The 17,068-nt window shown below is 65.8% G+C and carries 23 protein-coding genes; 3 read left to right on the top strand and 20 right to left on the bottom strand.

What is annotated here, in order from left to right; all coding sequences use genetic code 11:
• From ACSQ2B_RS25905 to mobC, 3 genes are all read right to left on the bottom strand, one after another.
• A partial coding sequence (locus ACSQ2B_RS25905; RefSeq protein ID WP_436054296.1) for a calcium-binding protein occupies positions 1-550 on the bottom strand: 550 nt, incomplete at its 3' end.
• 396 nt (positions 551-946) lie between these two features.
• Positions 947-2,011 carry a relaxase/mobilization nuclease domain-containing protein gene (locus ACSQ2B_RS25900; protein ID WP_436054295.1) on the bottom strand — a complete coding sequence of 355 codons (1,065 nt, stop codon included), beginning with the start codon at positions 2,009-2,011 and terminating at the stop codon, positions 947-949.
• Entirely contained in the window at positions 2,008-2,520 is a 513-nt protein-coding gene (gene mobC / locus ACSQ2B_RS25895) for a plasmid mobilization relaxosome protein MobC (RefSeq protein ID WP_436054294.1), read from the bottom strand. The genes ACSQ2B_RS25900 and mobC overlap by 4 nt, the downstream gene beginning before the upstream one ends.
• A gap of 434 nt (positions 2,521-2,954) precedes the next feature.
• Here mobC and ACSQ2B_RS25890 point away from each other — a divergent pair, with 434 nt between their 5' ends.
• Positions 2,955-3,293 carry a MerR family transcriptional regulator gene (locus tag ACSQ2B_RS25890; RefSeq protein WP_436054293.1) on the top strand — a complete coding sequence of 113 codons (339 nt, stop codon included), beginning with the start codon at positions 2,955-2,957 and terminating at the stop codon, positions 3,291-3,293.
• On the opposite strand, the gene ACSQ2B_RS25885 is transcribed toward ACSQ2B_RS25890, so the two are convergent.
• From ACSQ2B_RS25885 to ACSQ2B_RS25860, 6 genes are all read right to left on the bottom strand, one after another.
• Positions 3,290-3,541, bottom strand: a complete 252-nt coding sequence (locus tag ACSQ2B_RS25885) for a hypothetical protein (protein WP_436054292.1) — start codon at positions 3,539-3,541, stop codon at positions 3,290-3,292. The genes ACSQ2B_RS25890 and ACSQ2B_RS25885 overlap by 4 nt on opposite strands.
• A 46-nt stretch (positions 3,542-3,587) precedes the next feature.
• Positions 3,588-4,589 carry a ParB/RepB/Spo0J family partition protein gene (locus ACSQ2B_RS25880; RefSeq protein WP_436054291.1) on the bottom strand — a complete coding sequence of 334 codons (1,002 nt, stop codon included), beginning with the start codon at positions 4,587-4,589 and terminating at the stop codon, positions 3,588-3,590.
• A 14-nt stretch (positions 4,590-4,603) separates the two neighbouring features.
• On the bottom strand, positions 4,604-5,368 hold the full coding sequence (locus ACSQ2B_RS25875; protein WP_436054290.1) for a ParA family protein: 765 nt from the start codon (positions 5,366-5,368) through the stop codon (positions 4,604-4,606).
• Positions 5,365-5,571 carry a hypothetical protein gene (locus tag ACSQ2B_RS25870; protein WP_436054289.1) on the bottom strand — a complete coding sequence of 69 codons (207 nt, stop codon included), beginning with the start codon at positions 5,569-5,571 and terminating at the stop codon, positions 5,365-5,367. The genes ACSQ2B_RS25875 and ACSQ2B_RS25870 overlap by 4 nt, the downstream gene beginning before the upstream one ends.
• A gap of 239 nt (positions 5,572-5,810) precedes the next feature.
• A complete protein-coding gene (locus tag ACSQ2B_RS25865; RefSeq protein WP_436054288.1) occupies positions 5,811-6,797 on the bottom strand; it encodes an ArdC family protein in 987 nt (328 codons plus the stop codon).
• 394 nt (positions 6,798-7,191) lie between these two features.
• Positions 7,192-9,204, bottom strand: a complete 2,013-nt coding sequence (locus ACSQ2B_RS25860; RefSeq protein ID WP_436054287.1) for a ParB/RepB/Spo0J family partition protein — start codon at positions 9,202-9,204, stop codon at positions 7,192-7,194.
• A 288-nt stretch (positions 9,205-9,492) separates the two neighbouring features.
• Between ACSQ2B_RS25860 and ACSQ2B_RS25855 the strand changes: the two genes are divergently transcribed.
• The gene (locus tag ACSQ2B_RS25855) at positions 9,493-9,681 is read left to right on the top strand and encodes a DUF3606 domain-containing protein (RefSeq protein WP_436054286.1); all 189 of its coding nucleotides are present in this window, start codon (positions 9,493-9,495) and stop codon (positions 9,679-9,681) included.
• Between the two features lie 22 nt (positions 9,682-9,703).
• On the opposite strand, the gene ACSQ2B_RS25850 is transcribed toward ACSQ2B_RS25855, so the two are convergent.
• The 11 genes from ACSQ2B_RS25850 to ACSQ2B_RS25800 form a co-directional block, all read right to left on the bottom strand.
• A complete protein-coding gene (locus ACSQ2B_RS25850) occupies positions 9,704-9,967 on the bottom strand; it encodes a hypothetical protein (RefSeq protein ID WP_436054285.1) in 264 nt (87 codons plus the stop codon).
• On the bottom strand, positions 9,964-10,263 hold the full coding sequence (locus ACSQ2B_RS25845) for a hypothetical protein (protein ID WP_436054284.1): 300 nt from the start codon (positions 10,261-10,263) through the stop codon (positions 9,964-9,966). Before ACSQ2B_RS25845 ends, ACSQ2B_RS25850 begins: the two co-directional genes overlap by 4 nt.
• The gene (locus ACSQ2B_RS25840) at positions 10,260-10,421 is read right to left on the bottom strand and encodes a hypothetical protein (RefSeq protein ID WP_436054283.1); all 162 of its coding nucleotides are present in this window, start codon (positions 10,419-10,421) and stop codon (positions 10,260-10,262) included. The genes ACSQ2B_RS25845 and ACSQ2B_RS25840 overlap by 4 nt, the downstream gene beginning before the upstream one ends.
• A 147-nt stretch (positions 10,422-10,568) precedes the next feature.
• A complete protein-coding gene (locus ACSQ2B_RS25835) occupies positions 10,569-10,706 on the bottom strand; it encodes a hypothetical protein (RefSeq protein ID WP_436054282.1) in 138 nt (45 codons plus the stop codon).
• Positions 10,703-10,969: a hypothetical protein gene (locus ACSQ2B_RS25830; protein ID WP_436054281.1), complete on the bottom strand. Its 267-nt coding sequence runs from the start codon at positions 10,967-10,969 to the stop codon at positions 10,703-10,705. The genes ACSQ2B_RS25835 and ACSQ2B_RS25830 overlap by 4 nt, the downstream gene beginning before the upstream one ends.
• 460 nt (positions 10,970-11,429) lie before the next feature.
• A complete protein-coding gene (locus ACSQ2B_RS25825; RefSeq protein ID WP_436054280.1) occupies positions 11,430-11,645 on the bottom strand; it encodes a hypothetical protein in 216 nt (71 codons plus the stop codon).
• A gap of 276 nt (positions 11,646-11,921) precedes the next feature.
• Positions 11,922-12,767, bottom strand: coding sequence for a Fic/DOC family protein (locus ACSQ2B_RS25820; RefSeq protein WP_436054279.1), 846 nt, complete (start codon positions 12,765-12,767; stop codon positions 11,922-11,924).
• A gap of 65 nt (positions 12,768-12,832) precedes the next feature.
• Positions 12,833-13,027, bottom strand: a complete 195-nt coding sequence (locus tag ACSQ2B_RS25815) for a hypothetical protein (RefSeq protein WP_436054278.1) — start codon at positions 13,025-13,027, stop codon at positions 12,833-12,835.
• A gap of 79 nt (positions 13,028-13,106) precedes the next feature.
• Positions 13,107-13,463 (bottom strand): DUF3768 domain-containing protein, encoded by a 357-nt coding sequence (locus ACSQ2B_RS25810; protein ID WP_436054277.1) that lies wholly within the window; start codon positions 13,461-13,463, stop codon positions 13,107-13,109.
• Positions 13,450-13,689, bottom strand: a complete 240-nt coding sequence (locus ACSQ2B_RS25805; protein ID WP_436054276.1) for a hypothetical protein — start codon at positions 13,687-13,689, stop codon at positions 13,450-13,452. Before ACSQ2B_RS25805 ends, ACSQ2B_RS25810 begins: the two co-directional genes overlap by 14 nt.
• 318 nt (positions 13,690-14,007) lie before the next feature.
• Entirely contained in the window at positions 14,008-15,429 is a 1,422-nt protein-coding gene (locus tag ACSQ2B_RS25800; RefSeq protein ID WP_436054275.1) for an IS1182 family transposase, read from the bottom strand.
• A gap of 228 nt (positions 15,430-15,657) precedes the next feature.
• Between ACSQ2B_RS25800 and pyk the strand changes: the two genes are divergently transcribed.
• The gene (gene pyk, locus ACSQ2B_RS25795) at positions 15,658-17,058 is read left to right on the top strand and encodes a pyruvate kinase (protein WP_436054274.1); all 1,401 of its coding nucleotides are present in this window, start codon (positions 15,658-15,660) and stop codon (positions 17,056-17,058) included.
• Positions 17,059-17,068: the final 10 nt, after the last annotated feature.

Genomic DNA, 17,068 nt, shown 5'->3' with positions numbered 1-17,068 from the left:
CCAGGCTGTTGGCGCCCGCGTCGCCAGTTAGCGTATCGCTGCCGTTGGTGCCCAGCAGACCCTCGATGCTGTTGTAGACGTCACCAAGCGCTTCACCGGTGTTCGAGCCCGGAGCCGCTAGGCTGGCGACGACAGCGCTGCCACTTACGGTGTAGGCCGCGATATCGATCCCACCTCCGCCGTTCAGCGTGTCGGCTCCGCCGCCGCCAAACAGCGTGTCGTTGCCGCCGCCGCCGGTCAGGGCGTTGGCCAGGCTGTTGCCCGTGCCGGTGAATGCTGCCGCCCCGGTGTAGGTCAGGTTCTCGACGTTCAGGCCCAGCGTGAAGGTGGCGGAGCTCGCCTGAACCGTGTCAGCGCCCTCGCTGGCGGCCTCGGTAACAATGTCTGTGCTGACATCTACCAGGTAGATGTCATTGCCAAGGCCGCCCACCATCGTGTCCGAGCCCGCGCCACCGTCAATCGTGTCATTTCCCGCAAGCCCCGAGATGCTGTCGGCCGTCGACGTTCCGACAAGACTGTCGTCTGCGGCGGTACCGGTGATTGTGCTCATTTTGTATGCCCCGGGAAAGTTGTGCAACGGTCGCGCAACTTAGCTACAGTGGAGCACGCCCATCAGCTAGTCCATAGGTTGTTATTGTGATTCTAACACTCTATGCTTGTGGATTCTGTCGCGAACATTTGTTAGCTAGGCAACGATAAGTTCGATCGACCCACGAACTGGGCAACGAGCCAGGCGTACGACGCATCAAGGCCCCCTCCCCCGCGCTGATTCGTGTTTCCCGCATGGCCTCAAATTGTCTCGGGCGTTCGGAACATCCGCTCCAGGCGAAATGGGCGGGCCAACATCCCGTCGGCACAACCATCCAGCTTGGGCAGGCGAGTGAACGCGCTGATTGGGAGTCATCAAGCTGGCGGTCAGCAGGGCCGACGGGTTCAATTGCCTAAACTAGCGCCCGCGCGGTCGGTCTTTGCCCGGCGATGCCTGGCGCTCCGGCTGATCCTCAGGCGCCTTGCGGGCGCGGTGCCCTTCCGCCAACCCCCGCGCCATCGCCACCCGCCGGCTGACCGGCGAGGGCATGGCTTTCACGAACGCCTCGACGTCGCGCGCAAGAGCGCGATCCTGGGCGTTGCTCGACGCCGCCAGGACCTTTGCAGCTTCGAGATAGGTCCTACGCACCTCCGCCTGACGCCGGCGCATCTGCTGATCCCACGCCTCGACCTTGATCCTGCCCTGCGCCAGCGCCTCGGCCTCTCGCCGCGCCTCGCGCAGCACTCGCGGCTCATTCTGCCCCGTGCGCTCATAGCGCTCGCGGGCCTTCCGCACCGGCGTCCGCTCCGGCTTCTGCGTGATCCCCCGCGCACGCCGTGGCGTCGCCTCAGCTTCGACACCCCTTCGCCGCAACTCCTGGGCGAACCGGTCACGCCACTCCGCCAGGTGCGCCTTGCGCGGGTTCAGTCGCTCGCCATTCACGCCCATGGCCCGCACCGCCAGGTGGACGTGCGGCTGCTCGCCTTTGGCGTCCTGATGGAAGGCGAAAGCGAAGGGGAAATTGTCACCGAACTCAGCGCGCGCGAAGGCGCGAACGGCGTCCCTCATCCGGCTCTCATCCGTCCCGATCGGCATGGAAAGGACGATGGAGATGCTCATGTTGGTGTTCGCCCGCCGGCGGCTGTCGCTCTCACCCACGGCAGACCAATCCTCGGCAAGCTCGCGCACAGCCTCGCGGCCGTGAATCAGAGCGCCGTCCGACTGCTCTAGATCCAGCTCGCCCTTGCGCGAGATGTAATCGAGGTGGGCTCCGAGGTGAGCGCCGTCCTTCGTGCGCCCCGTGACCTTCACCATGACCTCGGGCGCCTTCTTCACGACGCGCGCGAGGCGCGCCTTCTCGCCCCCACCCTTCGCGCCGGCGCCAGGCGCCCCAAGCACGGGTTCTCGCGGGATGATCTTCCGGCCGCCGGCTGGCGGCCGCCAGAGATTGTCGAAGCCCCGAACTGTTCGGAACTCGCTCACTCCTCGACCTCCCAGAAATCGAGGTTGCCCTGAAAGGCGTCCTTCAGCCCCCGCACATGGGCGCGGAGCTCTCCGCGGAAATCCTCAACCTGGCGGATCTCCGACGTGAGCACGGTTCCGGGCATGACGGCGGTGTTCATGGCGCGGGCGATCTGATTCAGGTTCACCCCGATCCGACGCAGCTCCTCCTGCACGGCGTAGAACGCCAGCTCCTCTTTCCGACCGAACTTGGGGCGGCCAAACAGACGGCGGCGCATTAGCGCCAGCATCCAGTCGGTTCGCAGCATCCCCTCTTTCCGTGCAGCGGCGTCTAACGCGGTCATGTCCTCGGGCTTCAGCCGGAGCGTCAGTTTCACCGACTTCCGACGTAGCCCCGTCGCGGGGACGGCTGTCGCGTCGCCGACCGCGCCGGCGACCAACTCCCGAAGCTTCTTTGAGCGGCCCTGAACGGCCATCGCGTCAAAGCGTGCGGCAAGCGCGTCCGGAAGCTGAAAGGCGAACATGGCCATTCAACCGAGGGTAGTTTATAAATTTGCCGGCGCATAGCCTATCCTGCCCTCACACCCAACACTCACCCCTCCTATCCGACCTCCCCCGCAAGCTGACCGCTCGCGAAGGGGCTCGGCGGGCTGACGAGGGTCTCGCAACGGCGGGCCTTCGAGCAGCTGAACGGCTCAACAGGACCCTAGCCAAGACAGGGCTAAGGGGCTTCGCCCCTCGCGCGCGGGGTGTGAAGTCTCCGCTGCGCTCCGACCGGCCAGGGGGGTCTCCCCAACCTTCCCTCGCTGCGCTCAGTGCAGGCTGGGTGATCCCCCTCCCCCCTGGCCGCACCCCACTTGCTACCCCCAGCCTCGCCGGCGGGCAGGGGTCAGGCGGGGCCCGACCCTGCCACTGACAACGAGCCCTGCCATTACCGGCAACGTCAGCACCGGAGACCAACGCCATGCAAATTAGTGAGCTGGCCCGCAACGCTCAGCTGACCACCCGCCAGGTCCGCCACTACGAACGCGAGGGGCTGATCAAACCCAGCCGCGGCGCCAACAGCTATCGCGACTATCCACCTTCGGCTGTCGCCCTTGCCCGCCGGATCGGACTACTGGTGGATCTCGGCTTCACGACGGGCGAGGTGCGCGCCTTCATCGACCGCATCGAAGAGCCGGCGAAGGATGATCCCGACCTGGCCAACCGCAGACAGCGCCTCGAACGCCTTGACGCTGTGATTGCCGATCTACGGGAGAAGCGCGCCGAACTGGTCGCTCTGCTCGTGGCGGAACCCCCTTAGACGTCGAAAAATAACGTCCGACCTTCGGGCTCAAGCCACTGAAGGAGGGTGTCGTACTTGTAGCTGATGAGTGCCGCGGCGAAGGCGAAGACGCTCAGCCATATCCATCCCGCCAGGGGCATGCCCGTCGGCAGGAAAAACGATATCGCGATGAAGAAGGCGAAGACGACAAGGTAGAGCTTGGTGAGCCCTTTTACGATGCCGCGCAGCATGACCAGGAGGGTAAAGACGATGAAGGCCAGCGTCATCACAACCGTCCGCAAGACGGCCCAGCCTATACGGCGGGCATCCAACCTAGTGGCTCCTGACGCCTAGAAGCCGCACGCTCGACACTGGCGCGGGCTCAACCACGCCACCTTCAAATTCGATCATGACCGTTTCGCGGTCGGGGCCGGCGTCGAGGAGAAGTCGCCCGTTCCGCCGCCCAACCTTCACGTCAAAGCCCACGATAACGGCGCGGCGCGGCGGCGGAGTGAGGGATCCTTCCTCGGGCTGTTGTACATACAACACCCCCTCCTGCGCCTCCCCTGCCCTGTCCTGGTTGGTCTGGGACTGTTGTATGTACAACACCCCCTCGCCCTCGACCTCCGAAGCGGGGGCTGGCTGCGCAATGGTCGTCGCCTTGCCTTGCTGCCCCGCCTTCAGTTCGGCCGCAAATGCGCGAGCCTCTGCGACCGTGATGGCCTCGCCCCTCTCGGCGATAAGGGCTTCGGTGCGCGCAGGATCCCGCCTCCAAGCGCCGTGCAGCTCATACAGAGCCCGAACCCCAAGCGTCGGGGTCAGTGCATCGAGCACCGGCGGCAGGTCCCGCAAGCCGGCGTACATATTCACCTGCTCGCGCGAAATCCCGAGCTTCTCCGCCGCTGCGCCCTGGCTGAGGCCGCCTGTCAGGAGCCGACTAACAGCCTGGATCATCTCCTGGGTGCTCAGCCCCGCACGGTGATGGTTCTCGATCACCTGTGCCGCAAGGATGTCGGCCTCATCGGCGTCGCTCGTGGAAACGATCGCGCGAACGGTCGCAATCCCCGCGATCTTGGCCGCGCGGAAACGACGGGCGCCGAAGCGGATCATATACCCGCGATCATCCTTCGGCCGCACGGTGATGGGCTGCAGAACACCGTGCGCCTTCACCGACGCCGCCATCTCCTTGAGCTGGTCCTTGTCGAACGACGTGCGCGGATTGCTCGGGTCCTCATAAATTTCGTCGATCGGGATATCCCGTAGCTTCGCGCCCTCCGGGGTTTCGTGTTCCTCCACCAGACCGGTGAGGAGATTGCTGAAGTCCAGGCTGCTCATGACGACTGCCCCCTCTAGGCGACGATGGGAGCCGCCATGCGGCTCTTGACAGTGGTGAGGACGCTTCGGGCTTCGCGGCCCGCTTCTTGGGCTGAGGTCTTCTTGAGCTTCCAAACAGGCGTCTTCACCGCAACGGCCTCGGCGTAACCCTGGCGCTGGGTTAGCACCCCCTCGAACATCAGCGAGGTCCCGGCCTGGGTGACGAGCGCCTTGAGGTTCTCACGTTGCCGCGGCGAGTTGCTGACGAAGCGGGACGGCAACAGCCCAAGGAAACCGACCTTACGCCCCTTGCGCCCCTGCTCTTCCACCAGCCTGATCTGTTTCCGAAGTGTCGCGACCCCTTGAAGCGCGAAGGACTCGAGGTCTATCGGCGACAGGACGAAATCTGTGACCAGCAGGGCCGCATAGTTCCGCGCGCCCCAGGCTGGCGGAGTGTCGATGACGCAGTAGTCGAACTCAGCCCCGAGCTTCGCAAAGGCCTTGGCCATCGCCGGCACAGCGACGGCCATCTGCGGGTCAATGATGTTCAGCTTCTCGTCGGCGGCCAGGACGTTGATCCCAGCCTCCCCGGTGACACTGAAGTTCGGATCGATAAAAAGGCCGCTGCTCAGGCCGGCCTGACGCTCGTCGCTCAGCACCGAGGATGCGTTACCCTGAGCGTCGAGGTCGATGAACAGCACGCGCGAGTAGCCTTCTTCCGCGAGGAACCACGCGAGATGGACAGCGACGGTTGTTTTTCCGACTCCGCCCTTCTGGTTGTTGACCACGATGGTTCTCATTGGGCCTTTCTCCTGCCGGATCTGACAGGACGCCGGTCCGCCAGGTCTTCATCGTTCACCGTGAATCCCGCGGCCTTCAGCGCACGCAGGACGATCACGCGCAGGGTCACGCCGTCTCTGGCCGCCTCCTGCTTGATCTGCTCGTGCAGCAATGCGGAGACCTTCAGCCCCATGAGCCGGTCGCCGCCGTCGTCGTCGTCCAAAAGCGTCCCCCGCCGAACCATTACGCCTCGGCCGCCGAAGGCGGTCGAGGCGAAGCGATTCAGCATACCGAGAACGTACAAATGTTTCAGCACTCATCCTCCCGCCCCTCCTGATTTTCACGCCAAAGCAGTCGAGCCCCCTCGCTGTTGGGGCGTCCTGCTCCCAAACAGCCCACGAGGGCGAAGGCGATGACGACGAGAAACAGGGCCAGCATGACGCGCTCCAGTCCGGAGGCCGCCTAAGCGGCCTCCTCCATGTCGTGGTATTGGGAACCGCTCGCCTGGAAGCTTTCCAGCAGGTCAGCGGCGCGCTGGGCGTGGCTGGCGGCGGTGAAGATAAACCGCTTGTCGTCCTTCAGGACCTTCAGCCAGGACGCGATGTAAGAGGCGTGATCTTCGACGTGCGAGGGGCGCAGGCCGAGAAGCGCACCGACATAGGCGGCGCCCAGCTCCGCCACGCATTCCTCTTTCGCATATCCCTCATCGCCGAACCGCTGCCGCCCGAAGTCGCGATCCAGACGGGAAGGGTGGCGCGTCCAGTGGATCAGCTCATGCGCCAAGGTCGCGGCCTGGTGTTCGGCGTCGCCGAACAGCTCGAAGGCCGGCATGTGAATTTCGTCGGTGCTGATCCGATAAAAGGCGCGGTCGCCGCCGTGGTGGATCTTGGCCGGGATGTTCGCGAAGAACCGGTCGGCCGCCTCGATGCGCTCCAGCATGGGGCAGGGTTCGGCCTCCTTCACCTGATAGCGCTCGGGCAAGCCGTCGATCTGGTCGACGTTGAACACGGTGTAAGCCTTCAGCCAGCGGCGGACCTCGGGTCCGTCCTCGCCCCCGTCGCTTTCGCCCGCGCCGTCCTTGTCGCCGAACACGCTCTGGCCGGCCTTCACGACCTTGGTTCCGCGCTCGCCCTTGCGCACGCAGCCGCCCAGCTCGATCGCCTGCTGAAAGGTCATCCAATAGGGCGAGACAAAGCCGCGTTCCTGAGCCCCAACCCACAGCATCAGGACATTGACGCCGCGGTAAGGCTCGCCGTTGAAGCGCAAAGGACGGAGGCTGCCGCCCAGCGAACGCCACGGCTGTTCCCAAGGCTTCGTCCCGGCTTCAAGGGCCGCAATGATCTTGTCAGTGACGTGCTGGTGAACGTCGAAGCGCTCGGTCTCGGCCGGCGCGACGCGCTTGGCCTTGGAGGTCTTCGAAGTCTTCGAGGTTGTGCGGGCTTTGGTCATGGCTTCGGCTCCGTTTCCAAGAGAAGAATACCTTTAAATGTTCTTCAGAGCTAGAAGGTTTAAATGTTTTCGTGGTCTAAGGGCTTGGTCGCTCTTCGCGATCCATGCCCGCTAGGCCGGCGCCAATGAGCCTGGGGGTAGCAACCGGGGGGCGCTGGCGGGGGAGGGGGATCACCCGGCCTGCACTGACCCCGGCCTTGAGCCGGGGGAGGGAAGGGCGGGGACACCCCCGCCAGCGGTCGAAGACTTCACCCCCTGGGCGCGAGGGGCGACGCCCCTTAGCAACCTCTAGGAAAGGACCGGCGGGCCGCAGGCCCGCGCCGCTTCCGGCCGCCGGCCGGGGGTGTTGTACGTACAACAGGGATGGCCGGGACTGACGCCCCGGCCCCTAGTCTCACTCCGCGGCGAGCCGGTAGTCGTCGCCTTGGCTCTCGTCTGCGGGGGTGTCGTCAACGTCAGCCTCGTCCTCGTCGTAGGCAGGCTGGGCGTGTTGCTGGGCGCGAACCGAGGCGGGAGCGGCCATGTCGGAACGCAGCAGGGCAGGGAGCCAACCCTTGCCCGCCACCCGCTTCTCAGCCTCGGCCGCAAGCTCGGCCTTCTTCAAACCAGCGATGTTGTCCGCGGCCTGGGCGGTGGAGACTTCGGCGACGGCGGCGAGGATCACAGGCTTGGAGACCCGGCCGAAGAAGCTTTCCGCCGTCGCTTCCCACCAGTCGGTCATGTTGAGGGCCAGCGCGCACGCCAGAGCGTCGGCGGCGCGCACCCGGTCGGTGTTCACCTGGTTATGGGAGGCCACCAGTCCGTTGACGAGATTCGAGGCGGCGTAGGCCAGCAGCTCAAGGAGCTGATTTTGCGACCGCTCCATGAGGTAGCCCCACAGCTCGCGGCTGCTCGTCGGCAGAAGAAGGGTCATGCGCCCGCGCGCCGAGGTCAGCACCTGACCAGCCTTGGACCCCTGATAGCCCTGGCAATGCCGCTGCGGGTGGTTGGTCAGGGTGTCGGCGCTCAGCTCGAACGTCGTCGGGCGGTCGTAGACGGCGCAGCCGTAGTGCGTCTGGACCAGCAGGGCATGAGTGACCGCGACCAGGGCGACATCAGGCCGGTCGAGAAGGCTGGCGCGGATCGCCGCCGTCCGATGCGCTGACAGGTCCAGCACCAGCTTGTCCGCGAGCGCGCCGTTCTCTCGCTTCGGCCGCTCCTGGGTTGGGTAGGCGCTGCCGCGCGACCCATTGTCTTGGCCTTCCAACGCCCGCAACGCCTTGGTGTCCGCACCCGGCTTGGCGCAGCCCCGCTCGATCCGAACCCCGCCGCTCTGGCTGACAGTGACGATGGCGCCGGTGATCGCCTTCACCTCGTCGGCGTAGGTTTCGCCTGCGGAGGCTTCCAGCTCCGCTAGCCGCTGGTCGATCGCCTCCATCAGTTCCAAGGCTTCGGCGTCGTCCTCGTCGGTCTCCGTCTCCAGGGTCTGATATTCGACCGTCAGCCGCTCGATTTCGTCGCGAGCCTCGGCGCTGAGGGGGACCGGCGTGGGGTAGGCGCGCCCGTACTGCTGGGACGTGCTGTAGTCCCACGACAAGGCCAGCTCGACCCATGACCAGCCTTCGCCGCGAACCTCCTCGGCCGCGATGTCCAGCTTCTCGGTCGCCAGCCGTTCCAAGAGCGCGATGTCGGTGATGAAGCCCGCGTCTCCGTCCTGAGCGAAGAGGTCCTGGCTGACAACGCCGCCCGCTGCTCGGTAGGCGCCCAGCCCGACCAGCTTGGCCAGCGCGTTCGTCTCCGTGCTGATCGCGCCGCCGACGATCCGCCGCTTGATCTCCCAAGGGCTGCGGCTGTGCTTGGGCGCGTGGAAGTAGGCGGCTTCCTGAGCGGCGTGATCGTCGCTCAGCGTGAACGCCGCCATGTGGTCAAGGGTCAGCTCGTCAGCCCTGAACAGCTCCATGAGGCGAGGGGAGACGGTCGCCAGCTTCAGGCGACGCTCCACGATGCGCGGCGATATCGAGAACCGCTCCGCGATCTCGGTGACGGTCTTTCCGGTCTGGCTCAGCTCATAGAAGGCCGCGAACTGATCGGCCGGGTGAGGGGGGAGGCGTACGTTGTTTTCGGCGATGCTTTCCTCAAGCGCCTCGGCCTCGTCCTCGCAGACGGCGCAGGGGACAGGGAAGGTGCGCTTGATCGCCTTGCGCTCAGCCAGGACGTTCAGCGCCCGCCAGCGCCGTCCGCCGACATGGACCTCGAAGCGCCCGGTCGGCTTGCCCGCCTCGCCTTGCTCGGCCGTCACGCGAAGGTTCTGAAGCACCTTGCCGGTCGCCCCGATGTTGGCGACCAGGTCGTCAACGAAGACGTCGCCCTGGCGCATGTTGCGCGGCGACAGGACCAGCTTGTTCAGGGCGATTTCGCGGAAGTTCATCGTCTTGGCTCCGGTTGTTGGCAGGGTCAGGCCCGCCTGCCCCCTGCCCGCCGGCGAGGCTGGGGGTAGCAAGCGGGGGACGGCCGAAGGGGAGGGGGATCACCCGGCCTGCACGACCGAAGGGAGGAAGGCTGGGGAGACCCCTTCGGCCGGTCGGAGCGAAGCGGAGACTTCATCCCCGGCGCGCGAGGGGCGAAGCCCCTTAGTCCTTACCGGGCCTCCATAGAGGCCAAGGAGGAACCCAAGCGCCGTCGGGCGATTCAACCTTCCCAGAAGGAGACCCATGCCATGGCCGACAATAAGCAGAACGTGGGTGAGCCCGACCGCAGCCGGGTGTCAGGCGCCGAGGACTATGAAGTCCGCCACATCGCCGAAAAGCACGGCATCAGTACGCACCAGGCGCGCGAGCTGATCGCCAAGCACGGCAGCCAGCGCAAAGAACTCGACGCGGCCGCCGAGCGCCTGAAGAAGCACTAAGGGGAGGGGCCGCAGCCCGGCGTCAGTCGGGCCGGGCGAGCCGCACGAGCTCGCCCGCGGAGCGCGCCAGCGCGCGGCCCTGGGGCGTCTTGTCCTGGCCGGTCCTGGCGATCTGCCGCCCGAGCTGCGCGACGAAGGCGCTGAGCGCCGGCGCTGTCTCGAGGAGCGGCCGCGCGAAGTCCATTGCTTCCCGCGTCGCCTCGTCGGCCATCGCTGGCGAGGCGGCTGCGGCGGCCAAGATCAGCTCGACCGCCTCGAGCTGGCGTTCGGTAAGGGCGTCGATCATTGCTCGATCACGTCTTCGATCGAATCCAGGGCGATCCGGGTCACGAGGAATATGTCGTTGATCAGCAGGGCCGGTTCCGGCTCGCTCGTCGGGTTGCCGATGAACCGCAAGGTCAGCCGTTCGATGTGCTGAACGGCCTCAAACAGACTCGCCGCATTCACCATCAGGTCGCGGCCCTGGGCGGCGGCCTCCTGAAACTCCTCGTCGTCAGCGTGACGCAGCGAAGCCGCCTCATCAATCTCCCGCACCAGGCGCGCGATAGCGCGCCGCGCGTCTCGAGGGTCAGCAGCCATCATGGCCGCGCCGCCTTCGGACGGCAGATCATCCGGCGCACGCGCACCCGGCAGTGGAAGCTGTCGACCAAGATCCAGCGGCCGGCGCGGGCGCGCTCATAGACATTGACGGTGGAATCTCCAGCCGGATCGAAGCGCTGGCTCTCGTCGCGTCTGCGCATTGCGCCAGCTCCTCAAAGGGCGTTTCGCACTTTGAGAAGAATACATTTAAATGCTTTCCCACTCCAGAACATTTAAATGTTTTCCGAGGCGGGCACGAAAAAGGCCGGGGAATGCCCGGCCTTTCCGAAACCCTGTGGCTGGTGAGGCTAGTGACCGCTCAGGCGGCGCTCCTCGCGCGCGATGTTACGGTTAGAGATCAGCAGCGTGACCAGACCGGCCCCGCCGAGGGAAAGCCCGAAGAACAGGGCCATCTGCACAAGCGGATTGGAGAATGCTTCGATCATCGTTCGGCCTCTGCTTTCAAATATATGCCGAAAAACACGAAAAGAACACCCAACCCCAACAACACGCCGGCGCCCGGATAGGGCAGGGTCTGCGGCTTGATGAACTGGGCTGCGAATGCGACCGCGACGATGCCGCGCCCGCCCAGGTCGATCGCTGAGCCAAGCTCAGATAGGACCTTTTTGACAAAAGGCGAGCGCTTCGGCTTCGACAGTGGGATTGCAGGAGCCTTGCTATCGTCGGTCTTGGGCGTGGTGTCTGCCATATAGCTCTCCGGTCTTGGGGGTGGCCTTCCCTTTCGGGGTCAGGGTTGGTGCGATCACCAACCCCTGCCCGTCGGCGAGACCGGGGGTAGCGAGTGGGGCGCGAAAGCCGGGGAGGGGGATCACCCGGCCTGCACGGAGCTGCAGCTTAGCGTAGGCGAAGGAAGGTCGGGGACACCCCGGCTTTCGGTCGGAGCTCCGCGGAGACTTTACGCCCTGCGCGCGGGGGGCCGGAGCCCCCTAGTTGAACTATACCGCGCGCGCCCAAAGGGTGCTCCGATCCGGCCAGAACTCCACCGGCACGCCGTCCGCAAGCGCGGCCGGCTCGCCCGTCGGCTCCTGCTATTTGGGAGCCGATCCGCCGAGCGTCCCCTGGATTTCTCGCCTACCGCAGCGCTCACGATCCTTGGGCAGGGAGGGGCTTTCTCCATCGGCGCTTCTGAACGTTGATCAGCTACGGCCTCACGAACCGGCGGCGAGCGTTGCGTAGGTCGCGATGCCGGATCCGACGAAGCCGATGAAGCCCAGCCCCAAAAGCAGCGCGAGCTGTGGCAGGCTGAAGTCCCTGACTTCGCGCGGCTTTCTTGGGAGCCAACCTGCAAGCCAGAGTATGAAGACGACAACCAAAGGGCTGAAAGCCATGAATAGACCGAGATCGCTGAGGGACGGCGGATTCATCTAACGTCTCGCGGATAGCTGGTTGAGCCAGACTCAGAAAGTAGGGGCACGTCACGAGGTGGACCACCTAGACGGGTAATGTCTCAGCTCGCACCTCAGTAGGCAACTCATGTCACGGCACATGCGACAAGCGTTGCGAAAATGCCGGGGTCAATGCGCGTGCCTGATGAGCCCCTCAGCCAAGCCGAAACAAGGTCTGATCTAGCCGCAACTCGCCCGTCGGCTCCTGCTATTGGGAGCCGATCCGCCGGGCGTCCCCTGGATTTCTCGCCTACCTCAGCGCTCACGATCCTTGGGCGGGGAGGGGGCTTTCTCCATCGACGCGTTGCGCCAGGCCTGCTCCTTGCTGACCTCAACAATGGCGTGGCCGGCGCGGAGATGGTCGGCGATTTGCTCGCGAGCCTTCGTCACCAGGCGGTCCTGCGCAGCCTGGTCCTGGGGCATGGCGCTGCCGATCACGCTCCTGATCTTGTCGAGGTTCGCCCAAGCGGCCTGAAAGCTCGGGTCGCCGGTGGCGATCGCCCCCTCGCGCGTCATAGCGAGAAACTGCGCGGCCCGCTCCGGGCCGCGGCCGCTGTCCGCCCGCTCGAGCGGCTGGATGCGCGCCAGGACCAGGCGAGCCATGGGGGAGGGGTCGGCGGCCTCGAACCCGATTTTCGAGGCGCCGTACCAGGCGTCGCGGTCCTCGGGCCGAATCTTGAACTCAAAGCCTGCGCGCTCGGCGACGCCGCCCAGCCAGACGCGCTGGGTGCGGCCGTTGCCTTCGATGAAGGGATGGGCGGCGTTGATCTCGGTGACGATCGCGGCCGCCTTGTGGGCGAACGCCTCGGCCGCCAGACCTTTGAGCTCGCCGGCGTCGCGAAAGCTCCTGAACTGCTGCTCCATCCACGGCTTGATCTGCTCGGGCGGGGCGAAGGGCGTCGCCCCGCGCCCGGTCGTGTAGTCGCGCTCCTGGCCGGCCCAGGCGTAGAGGTCTTGGAATAGGTGGAAGTGGATCGCCTTGAAGCCGGCGTAGCTCGGCTCCTGCGTGGTGGCGGGCATGGGCCCGCGCACCCGCTCGTCGGTGAACATCCGCTCGGCGGCGTCCAGGGTGGCCGCGTCGCGGATTCCAAGCCGGTTCACGAGAACCTTGGTGCCTGGGTAGAACGCTCGTTCGAATGCGGCCGCTTCGGCGTCCTTACGCCCTGTCACCCGGCTTTCTTGGCGAAGTAGCTCCGCAGCGCCTCGAGGCGCTGTTCCGAGCTGGCGCCTTCGGCGTCCAACTTGGCGACCAGGGCTTCGGCCTCGGGGTCGCGCCCGACGCTCTCGATGTCGTTGTTGGCGCTCATCTGTTCGCGGCGCCAGGCGACGTCGGCGGGGTCGGAAGACGACCAGCGGCCCATGCGGAAGCTCCTTGAAACGCCTCGCAAATATAGCAGCCGGGGCCCGAAAGGGCCAGCCGGCGGGCTGGCCCTCGCAGGTTCAGTATTCGTGGACGAGCAAGACGGTGAGAACTCGCCGGGTCAGCTCCACGCTCCATTCCGCGGCGGAAAGTTCCTCCCCCTCCGGCGCGAAGTAGTCGATTTTCCAGCACAGTCGCTGGCCCCAAAGGGTGAGGGCTCCGAAGTCGCGCTCCCGATAACCCTCGTCGCCAAGATGAAAGGCGGAGAAGCTGGCGATCGCCTCCTGCAGCTCGCGGCGTCTGTCCTGGCCGCCCTCTATGAGATCCGCGACGCCCTTGGTGGCGTACCAGGTTGCGTTCACCCGATGGGGGTCGGTCCTGGCGAGGTCGTTGAGCCTCGCGGTCTCGGCGGTGCGATCCTCGTCAGTCTTGAACATCGCGCGCCACCTGTTCCCAGAGATCGCCGCGCGAAATCCGCGCTTCTTCGACGGCCCGCAAAAGCCGCCCGGCCTTCAATCGTACGTACTGCCGGCTGTAGGCGTCGAGCAGGCCCACCGAATATTCAGGCATGTGCTCCCAAGCGCGGCCTTCCTCACGGGCGATGGCCTTCGCCAGCGCCTCCTCATCATCCACGCTGAACAGGGTCTCAGTTTTGCCAGTCATGGCTCATCTCCGGGTTGGGGCTGATGCGTCGCGCGCATCGCCCCTGCCCGCCGGCGAGGCTGGGGGTAGCAGAGGCATGAGCCGGGCCGGGGAGGGGGATCACCCGGCCTGCACCGACCCCGGCCTTGAGCCGGGGGAGGGAAGGTCGGGGACACCCCGGCGCGGCTCTTGCCGGCGCGAGGGGCGAGGCCCCTTAGCAAACGAAGGATCAAGGCGCGCGAAGCGCGACCATCCAGACCTCAGGGGGCGTTGCGGGGCAGGCCGTGCAGAAACTCGCCAAGGCTGGCGGCGGCGTCGGATGCGCCGCGCCAAGGCGCGTCAGCCCGCCCCGGTCAGCTTCCCCGCACCGAAGGTGTTCACCGCATGAAGGATATTGAACGCGAGGACCGATAGCGCCGCTTCTGCCTTCACCTTCCGGAGGCCTCGGGTGAGGAATCTGCCCCCGCCGGACATTCGCTTGATCGTGCCGAATGGATGCTCGACGGTGCATCGCCTGATCCGCATCAGGCTCGGATCGGCGTAGATGCGCGCCTCCATGCGGTCGAGGGCGCCTTGGTCGATGAGGCGGTGGATGGTCCGCTGCGCGCCGGACGTACACCTCGGCTTCAGGCTGCACGTCTTGCAGCCCGGTGTGCGATAGCGGACCGCCCGGCCGCGGGTATGGATTCCGGAGCGGCGCAAGTCGTAGCCGCCGGGACAGCGGATTGTGTCGCTCTCCTGGTCGTAGACGAACTGAGTCGGCCGGAAGTGCTCGCTGTTCATCGCCCCCCGCTTGATCGGCGCCGACACGATGATCGCCTCGTCCTCGCAGCGGGCGACTTCGACTGCGTTCGAGTAGCCGCCGTCGGTTAGCACGTGGAGCTGGTCAGCCTCCAGCACCTCCTTCGCCGCGACGGACATCGGGTGGAGGAGGTGGCTGTCATTGGCGTCGTTGCAGACGTCGTGATGGACGATGAGGCCGCTTTCCACGTCAACGACGCTCTGGAGGTTGTAGGCGGGCACCTTCGGCGCATGGGCGTAGCCCATCGGCTTGGCTTCAGGCTCGCCGAAGACGAGCACGCTCTCCTCCCGTTTCGCGAGCTCGCCCTGGCGCTTGGCGAGCCGGTCCTTACGACGCTGGAGCGACGCAATTGCGTCGCCGAAAGCCTCGCGATGCGTGGGCTGGTCACCAAAGCCCTGCGCCACCTGCTCATCCATGGAGTCGAGCCGATCGAGATAGTAGGCGATCTCCCGTTCGGTGTGCGCGATGTCGCGCGCCAGGCGCTCCGCGCCCGCGATGTTTTTCGGGCTGGCGACCGCCCGCATCTTGGTCCCGTCCAACGCGACCATGTGGCCGCCCACCAAGCCCTGCTCGCGGCAGAACTGCACGAAGGCGGCGCTGGTCCGCACGATCGCTTCCGGGTTGTCGTGCCGGAACGCGGCGATGGTGCGGTAGTCGGGCGCGAGGCGGCGCATCAGCCAGAGCGCCTCAAGGTCCCGCCAGCACGCGCGTTCCAGCATGCGCGAGGAACGCACCTGGTTGAGGTAACCCCAGACGTAGAGCCGCAGCATGTCGTCCGGGCGGAAGCCGGGACGACCAGTTGCTGCGGCGACGGTGCGCTCGAAACCAAGCTCGCTCAGGTCGAGGCTATCGACGAAGGCGTCGACCACTCGCACCAGCGCCTCGGGCGCGACGTAGTCCTCGATGCTCGGCGGGAGAAGACTGACCTGGGCGCGGTCCTGACCTTCGATGAAGCCCACTGGATCCCCTCCCGTTCCTTCGAACCAGTTGATTCTACCGGTGTTCGATGCCGTTTAATAGTGAGTAATTTCAATCACCTAGGGGCACCCTGTCGGCCGTGATCCCCGAAACCGGCGGAATCCACCCCTACGGGTTCTGAGAGAATCTACTCGGTCCGGTAGAGAATCTAGTTTTCCTAGCGGCGCTGTAGGGATAGTGTCACAAAAGCTTCACAAAAGGGGATGGGCATGGCGCATGTCGGCATTATCGCGACCGTCGGACCGGTTTCGCGCAATCCAGAGACTCTCCGCGCACTCGCCTCGGCGGGAATGACGGTGGCGCGTCTTAATGGGTCTCATGCGGACCTCGATTGGCACCGGGAGACGATCCAGCTGATCCGCAGCGTGTTGCCCGATCTTCCAATCCTGTTGGATGTTCCAGGGCGCAAGATCAGGACGCTCCAACTCGCACACGAGCCGCGTTTTTCCGCGGGAGACCGTCTCACGCTGACGACGGACCGCTCGCACGACGGTCGCGACAAGGTGCCCGTCAACTTCGACGGCCTTCACGAACAGCTCAGGCCTGGAGTGCGCGTCTTCGCCGACGACGGAACGCTCGCATTCCTGGTCGAGGAGGTGGACGGGCGCGACATACACGTTCGAGCGCTCGGGGACGGACAGCTTCGAAGCCGCAAGGGGATCAACGTCCCTGACGTCAAACTTGGCCGAGACCTCGTGACCTCCGCCGACGAAGCCATGCTGGCCTTCGCGGCCGAGACCGGAGTTGACTATGTCGGCATCAGCTTCGTCGAGAGCGCAGCGCACGTGCAGGCGATCCGTCGGCTCATCCGGAACGGCTCGCCTCGCATCGTCGCGAAGGTGGAGAACCAGGGCGGCCTCGATCACCTGGACGAGGTGATCGGCGCGAGCGACGTGATCATGATCGATCGGGGGGACCTTTCCGTCGAGACGGAGCTCGACCGCGTCTCCCTGTTCCAGAAGCAGATCATCGCCGCTGCGCAAGCCCGCGGGAAACCGGTCATCGTTGCGACGGAGCTGTTGCACACGATGATCGAGAACCCATACCCGACGAAGGCGGAGATCAGCGACATCACCAACGCCGTGCTGGATGGCGCATCGCTGTTGATGCTCTCTGGCGAAACAGCGGTGGGCAGGTTCCCCGTCGAAGCGGTCGCCCGCCTGGCGAGCGTGGCGAGCGTCGCATCGGAAGACGTCGGGCGGATCACTCGGAGCCCGGAGCTGCCGCAGGTGGTCCGGGCGGTGCACGCCCTCAGCCGATCCGGCGAGGTGACCGGCGTCATCGTGCTCTCGAGGTCAGGATATGCGGCGGGTCTCGTCGCCGCGGCTCGGCCGGCGGCCCCCGTGTTGGCGGTGCATTCGGACGAAGGCCTGGCGCGATCGCTGAACCTGCTGCCGGGGGTGCGAGCTGTCCACGTCCCCGGCTTCGATTGGGATGCGTCGGATCCGGCGGAAGCGGCCATCGCAGCCTTGGTTGCGCGTGGCTTCCTGGGCGAGGCCGATGTGGTGCTGACGGTTGCGGCTTCCGCCGACGAGAGCAGGACGGACCTCCTGACGCTCCGCACGCGAAGACTCTCGCCCGGTCTCGCGATCGAACCGCAAGCGGCCTGACGTACGCCAG

Origin of the sequence: Phenylobacterium sp. LjRoot225 (assembly GCF_964252855.1) — a bacterium.
Lineage (GTDB): Bacteria > Pseudomonadota > Alphaproteobacteria > Caulobacterales > Caulobacteraceae > Phenylobacterium.
Note: the sequence above shows the minus strand (reverse complement) of the source record. Positions and strands in the feature narration are given on the sequence as shown.